The organism is Shinella sp. GW821-FHT10F02 (genome assembly GCF_058809275.1).
Window position 1 is genome coordinate 39,307 of the sequence record NZ_JBXASL010000015.1, and the last position, 6,733, is coordinate 46,039.

At 64.6% G+C, this 6,733-nt stretch carries 4 protein-coding genes; 1 reads left to right on the forward strand and 3 read right to left on the reverse strand.

What is annotated here, in order from left to right; translation table 11 throughout:
* Positions 1 to 44: 44 nt before the first annotated feature.
* Positions 45 to 1,025: an ABC transporter substrate-binding protein gene (locus AC1RWL_RS31270; protein WP_493097368.1), complete on the reverse strand. Its 981-nt coding sequence runs from the start codon at positions 1,023 to 1,025 to the stop codon at positions 45 to 47.
* Positions 1,026 to 1,200: 175 nt separating this feature from the next.
* On the opposite strand from AC1RWL_RS31270, the gene AC1RWL_RS31275 reads away from it, so the two are divergent.
* Positions 1,201 to 2,298, forward strand: a complete 1,098-nt coding sequence (locus tag AC1RWL_RS31275; RefSeq protein ID WP_256120391.1) for a LacI family DNA-binding transcriptional regulator — start codon at positions 1,201 to 1,203, stop codon at positions 2,296 to 2,298.
* Between the two features lie 6 nt (positions 2,299 to 2,304).
* On the opposite strand, the gene AC1RWL_RS31280 is transcribed toward AC1RWL_RS31275, so the two are convergent.
* Positions 2,305 to 3,216: a response regulator gene (locus AC1RWL_RS31280; protein WP_439617178.1), complete on the reverse strand. Its 912-nt coding sequence runs from the start codon at positions 3,214 to 3,216 to the stop codon at positions 2,305 to 2,307.
* Positions 3,209 to 6,577, reverse strand: coding sequence for a hybrid sensor histidine kinase/response regulator (locus AC1RWL_RS31285; protein WP_493097367.1), 3,369 nt, complete (start codon positions 6,575 to 6,577; stop codon positions 3,209 to 3,211). Before AC1RWL_RS31285 ends, AC1RWL_RS31280 begins: the two co-directional genes overlap by 8 nt.
* Between the last annotated feature and the right edge of the window lie 156 nt (positions 6,578 to 6,733).

Sequence of the window (6,733 nt, forward strand, 5' to 3'; positions counted from 1 at the left end):
AGACGGTTTTGCCGCCCCGGCCGCAAAGTGCTTGGGAGATGGTATCAGTAGGCGTTGGCGAGTTCCGCAGCCGCGTTGGAGGCGTCGTAGAACTTGTCTTCGTTGACGAGGATCGGGTCTATCGCCTCGCCCTTGGCATAGCGCATCATGGTCTCGAAGGCCTTCGGCCCGAAGCGCGGGTTGCACTCGACGACCGCGGCGATCTTGCCGTCGACGACCGCCTGCACCGCTTCCTTGCCGCCATCGATCGACAGCACCAGCACGTCCTTGCCTGGCACCTTGCCGGCGGCTTCGAGTGCGGCGATCGCACCCATCGCCATCTCGTCGTTGTGGGCGTAGATGATATCGGCATCCGGATGCGCCTGGAGCAGGGATTCCGCCACCTGGCGGCCCTTGTCGCGGGCGAAGTCGCCGGTCTGCGAGGCGACGATCTCGAAGCCGCCGGCCGCCTGGATGGCCTCGTCAAAGCCCTTCTTGCGGTCGTTGGCCGGCGAAGAGCCGGTCGTGCCCTCGAGTTCGATGATCTTCGTCTTGCCGTTGGCGTTCTTCACCAGCCATTCGGCGACGCGCTTGCCTTCCTCGACGAAGTTCGAGCCGATGAAGGTCAGGTAATCCTCGCCGGCCTTGGCGAGGGAGGGGTCGACCGAGCGGTCGAGCAGGATCACCGGAATGCCGGCTTTCTTGGCGGCCATGACGGCGGGGATCAGCGGCTTTTCTTCGCGCGGTGCGAGGAAGATGACATCGACGCCCTGGGCGATCATCGAGTTGACGTCGGCCACCTGCTTGGCGGCCGAGCCCGCAGCATCCGTATAGACGAGCTGGAAGCCGAGCTTTTCAGCCTCCGCCTTCATGCTGTTGGTCTGCGCGATGCGCCAGGGATTGTTGGATTCGGTCTGCGCGAAGCCGACCTTGTAGGTGTCTTTCTGCGCCAGCTTCGGCACTTCGGCGATGGCGACGCCTGCCACGGCAAGCGCGCCGGCGGCCGTTGCCGCAAGCATGAAGGTGCGACGGGAAATCATGGTCATCAGTGGGTCTCCTCCCGGGTAACTTGGCCGGTGCTCCTCTACCGGACGTGAGCATTTTGTGCTTCACATGTCTAAATCTTGCGCTAATAATATTAGCAGTCAAGAGCCAAAATTATGAGCACTTGCAAAAAATCCGTGTGCAGCGCAATGCACGCCGAGGGGTGAGGAACGACGCATGGCCAGGGGCAACGGGCGCAATTCGGGCAAGGAGGGCGGTGGCCGACAGGATGGGGGCCGGCCGACCATGACGGACATAGCGCGCATTGCCGGCGTGTCGCAGTCGAGCGTTTCCCTGGTGCTGAACGAGATGTCCGGCTCGCGCATTTCGCCGGAAACGCAGCAGAAGGTGCGCGAGGCTGCTCATAAAATCGGTTATAAATTACCAGCGACCCGCAGCCCGGTGGCAACAGCCCCCGCCGTCGAGAAGGATACGATCGCCTTCATCGTCGACGAAATCTCGACGAGCCCGCACCCCGTCGTCAGCCTGGACGGCATCCGCGACCATGCCTTCGAGCAGGGGCTGCTGGTCTCGGCCCATGCCACGCGGTCGAACCCGGACCTGGAGCGCGCGGTGCTGCGCTCGGTGCTGCGCGACCCGTCGATTGCCGGCGTCATCTATGCGACGATCTTCACCCGCAAGGTCAGCGTGCCGCCCGAGCTGAAGACCATTCCGACGGTGCTGCTCAACTGCTATTGCGAGCCGCGCCAGCATGTGGCGATCGTTCCGGGCGAGGTGGCGGGCGGTTTTGCGGCGACGGCCCATCTCACCGCGCTCGGCCACAAGCGCATCGGCTTCATCAACGGCGAACCCTGGATGGACGCCGCGATGGACCGGCTGAAAGGCTACAAGCAGGCGCTCGCCACCGCCGATATCGCCTTCGACGAGAGCCTGGTGCGCGACGGCGACTGGCTGCCGCTACGCGGCTACGAGGCCGGCCTCGACCTGCTCTCCATGGACAATCCGCCCACCGCGATCTTCTGCGGCAACGACCTGATGGCGATCGGCATGATGGAGGCGGCGCAGGAAAAGGGCCTGCGCGTGCCGCAGGATCTCTCCGTCATGGGCTATGACGACCAGGAACTGGCGCGCTACACCCATCCGCCGCTCTCGACGCTGGTGCTGCCGAACTACGAGATGGGCCAGAAGGCGGCCGAACTGCTCATCGACATGGCGATCCACGGCAAGCACATGCGGCCGATGACCATCAAGGTCGACGGGCCGCTCGTCGTGCGCGAAACGACGGCGCAGCTCGCCGGCGCGAAAAAGCGCTGACCCTTCTCACTCGTGTAGGATATGCGCGGCCTTCACGGCGGCAGAGGCGCGGTTCTCGACGCCGAGCTTCACATAGATCTGTTCGAGATGCTTGGTGACGGTGCGGGCGCTGAGGCCGAGGATCTCGCCGATATCGCGGTTCGACTTGCCCTTGGCGATCCACAGCAGCACTTCGGATTCGCGCTGCGTCAGCGAAAAATGCTGGCGCAGGATTTCCTCGTCCGACAGTCGGTTTTCCGCGGTCAGGCGGAAGAGATATTCGTCCGCGCCGATCGCGCCGAGGAAGGAGAGCTGCAGGCTCGCCTGGCCCGCCTGCTGGATCGCGAAGGTGTTTTCGCGCGCGGTGCTGCGCGTCTTCATCCAGGTTCGGATATGCATGGAGACGGCATCGAGCCCGTCGTCGCTGCCGGTGGCGGCATTCACCAGGCGGGTCGCCTGCGGCGTCGACCAGCGGATCTTTCCCTCACCGCTGACGGCCAGAAGGTGGCGCCCCGCCGCATCCAGCGCCACGCGCGCGCTTTGCGCCGAGCGCGCATTGGTGAGGTGCACGCGGATGCGGGCGCGCAATTCGTCGATGTTGATCGGCTTGGTCAGGTAGTCGACGCCGCCGGCCTCCAGCGCCCGCACGACATGTTCTGTCTCGGTAAGCCCGGTCATGAAGACCACCGGCACGGGGCTTGCCGCAGGGTTCGCCTTCAGGCGCAGGCAGGTGTCGAACCCGTCCATGCCGGGCATGACCGCGTCGAGCAGGATGATATCGGGCGTGATGCGGTCGACGATGTTGAGCGCCGAGGCGCCGGACGTGGCGATCAGCACGGAAAAGCCGCTCTGTTCCAGCGCCTCGGTCAGGAAGCCGAGCGCTTCGGGGGAATCGTCGACGATGAGGACGATATCGCGCGGGGTGGCCGTCTCAGTCACGGGCAGCGTCCTCTTGTCGGTCCATGGTCTTCAGGAAGGCATCGTAGCCAGCCAGATCGAACACCTGCACATAGGCGCGCACCGCCTCGGTGAAGGGCTGGTGTTCGGCCACGCGGGCGATTTCGGCGAGCTTCGCCTCGATGCCCCTGACATAGCCGATCTCGCCGAGCCGGATCAATTCCTGCACATGGCCTTGTTCGGGAACGACGATGCTGGCCTCGGCCGGCTCCACTGCCTTGACCTCGCCGTGATAGGTCCAGGAGAGGCCCATATGCAAGGCGAGCTTGTCGGTGAGCTGGCGCAGGTCGAAGGGCTTTGCCAGCGTGTCGTTATGGCCCGTATGGGCGGAGGCCGAGCCGTCGCCGATATTGGCCGACAGCATGATGATCGGGCCGGGCTGGCCGAGCGTGCGCAGCCGCTCCACCAGCTGCCAGCCGTTCATGCCGGGCATGGAAATGTCGATGAGGAAGAGGTCCGGCTTCAGGCTTTCGAGGAGCGCCAGCGCATCCGCGCCGCTTCGCGCCGTCAGCACGGTGAAATCGAGCGGCCGCAGCACCTCTTCCATCAGGTTGCGGTGGTCGGCATTGTCGTCGACGACGAGGATGGTGCGCCGCGGGCCATTGTACCCCTTGATATGCAGCACCTTCGGCGCCGTCGGGCGGTCGACGGCGGACAGCATCAGGCGTACCTTGAATTCCGTGCCCTTGTCGCGCTCGCTCTTCACCGAAATTTCGCCGCCCAGCGTCTGCGTCAACAGCCGCGTGATGGTGAGGCCGAGGCCGAGGCCGGGCATGCCGTGCTCCGTGTCGCCGCGCTGGAACGGCTCGAAGATGCGCGGCAGGTCCTTTTCCAGGATGCCGCGGCCGCTATCGGCCACCGTGAAGGTCGCGACCTGGTTGCGATAGGCGACGTCGAGGCGGATCTCGCCGCTATCGGTGAATTTCAGCGCATTCGAGATCAGATTGACGAGGATCTGGCGCAGGCGCTTTTCATCGGTGCGCACATAGGACGGCAGGTTTTTCGGGCGCGCATGGGTGAAGGCGACGCCCTTGGCCTGCGCCTGCGGGCGGAACATTTCCAGGATCTGGTCGAGGAAATCGTCGATGTTGATCTCGTTCGAATAGACCTGCAGCTTGCCCGCCTCGATCTTGGAAATGTCGAGCAAGCCGTCGATGAGACCGGAGAGATGATCGGCGCTGCGCTTAATGACGCGGATGGCGCCTTGGCGCTGCGGCGGAATGCTCTCGTCGCGCTCCAGCACCTGCGCATAACCGAGCACGGCATTGAGCGGCGTGCGCAATTCATGGCTGAGGCCGACGACATAACGGCTCTTGGCGCGGTTGGCCGCCTCCGCCGTTTCCTTCGCCTGCTGGAGCGCTGCATCCGTCTTCTTGTGCGCGGCGATTTCCTTCAGGAGCAACGTGGTCTGGCGGGAGGATTCCTCCTCGGCGACCACCCGGCTGTCATGCGCCAGCACGTAGAACCAGGACACGACGCCCGCCACGACGGCGAAGACGAAGAACACGATGGCGATGGTGCGCTCCACCACCGTCGCCGTCTCCGGCGAACCGGTGCCGACCTGGTGGGCGATCATCGCGAGGATGATGCCCATGCTGGTGATCGAGAGCGCGGCGGCGATGCCGTAGCGGCCAAGCCGCGTGCCGAGCGCCGCCGTCACCGCCTCGGGCAGGATGCTTTTCGCCACACCCGCCACCTGCGCATTGAAGCGCGCCTTCGGCTTGCAGAGATCGTGGCAGCGGCTGTCGAGCGAACAGCAGAGCGAGCAGATCGGCGCCGCATAGGCGGGGCACCAGGCCATGTCCTCCGGCTCGAACGGGTGCTCGCAGATCGAGCAGGTGATGGTGTGCTGCAGCGCCCAGCTCTTCCTCGGCTTGCGCGCGAGGTAATATTTGCCGCCCGTCGCCCAGGCGATCGCCGGCGAGGCGATGAAGGCGACGACGGCGGCGATATAGGGGGCGAGCGAGGCGGGGATTTCGCCGAAAGTGCCGAAATGCGCCATGAGGGCGACGATCGCCGACAGCGCCATGGCGCCAAGCCCGACTGGGTTGATATCGTAGAGATGGGCGCGCTTGAACTCGATGCCCGGCGGCGAGAGGCCGAGCGGCTTGTTGATGAAAAGGTCCGCCGAAATGGTGCAGAGCCAGGCCATGGCGACGATGGAGAAGACGCCAAGCGTTTCCTCCAGGAGCTTGTAGATGCCGAGCTCCATCAACAGCAGCGCGATCGCCACGTTGAAGACCAGCCAGACGACGCGGCCGGGATGGCTGTGCGTCAGGCGCGAGAAGAAATTCGACCAGGCGAGCGAGCCCGCATAGGCGTTCATCACGTTGATCTTGAGCTGCGAGACCACCACGAAGGCGACCATCAGCAGCAATGCCGCCGCATCCCACGGCAGCATGTAGCCGAAGGCGGTGTAGTACATCTGCGAAGGATCGGCCGCCCGCGTGGAGGGCACGCCCGCCGAGAGCGCCAGTACGACGAGGAAGGAGCCGGCAATCAGCTTCGGCGCCCCGACGATCACCCAGCCGGAACCGGCGAGGAACACGGCGATGCGGTGGTGCAGCTTCTTCTGCCCGTCCGGCGGCAGGAAGCGCAGGAAGTCGACCTGCTCGCCGATCTGCGCCATCAGCGCGAAGATGACGGCCGAGGCCGCGCCGAACTCCACCAGGTTGAACGGTGCATAGGTGCCGGGCGGGCCGGAGGCGTGGTGCAGGCCCGAATAGGCGAGCCACAGGCCGACCTTCTCCCAGTCCGCAAAGGCGATGAAAACGAAGGGGAGGATGTTGAGCACGATCCAGAACGGCTGGGTGACGAGCTGGAAGCGCGAGATGAGCTGCACGCCATGCGTGACCAACGGGATCACCACCACGGACGAGATGATGTAGCCGATCCACAGCGGAATGCCGAGCGCCAGCTCCAGCGCGCCGGACATGATGGAGGCCTCGATGGCGAAGAGGATGAAGGTGAAGCTCGCATAGATCAGCGAGGTCAGCGTCGAGCCGATATAGCCGAAACTCGCGCCGCGCGTGAGAAGGTCGATATCGACGCCGTGACGGATGGCGTAGCGGCTGATCGGCAAGCCGACGAGCAGGATCATCAGGCTCGCCACCACGATGGCGACGATGGCGTTGGTCGTGCCGTAGGACATGGTGATCGCGCCGCCGATCGCTTCCAGCGCGAGGAAGGAGATGGCGCCGATGGCGGTCTGCGAGATGCGGTCCGATGAAAAGCGGCGCGCGCTCTTGGCGGTAAAACGCAGCGCATAGTCTTCCAGCGTCTGGTTGGCGACCCAACGGTTATACTCGCGGCGGATCGGTATGATGCGCTGGCGTGCGGCCATCTTTTCCTGCTGTTCCCCTGGCCCGTTTACCCGGCCGTTTTTTTGCGGGCGTTGAAGCATGACCTACCCCCACCCTCCACGTCATCCTTATCTGTGGCAGCCGCATGATTTGGTAAGATGCAGCGGTGGGCAGCGTACCATTGTCATCCCAGGTCT

Coding starts and splice junctions, on each gene's coding strand:
- AC1RWL_RS31275 (WP_256120391.1), top strand. CDS start 1,201: ATGGCCAGGGGCAACGGGCGCAATTCGGGCAAGGAGGGCGGTGGCCGA.
- AC1RWL_RS31285 (WP_493097367.1), bottom strand. CDS start 6,577: ATGGCCGCACGCCAGCGCATCATACCGATCCGCCGCGAGTATAACCGT.
- AC1RWL_RS31270 (WP_493097368.1), bottom strand. CDS start 1,025: ATGACCATGATTTCCCGTCGCACCTTCATGCTTGCGGCAACGGCCGCC.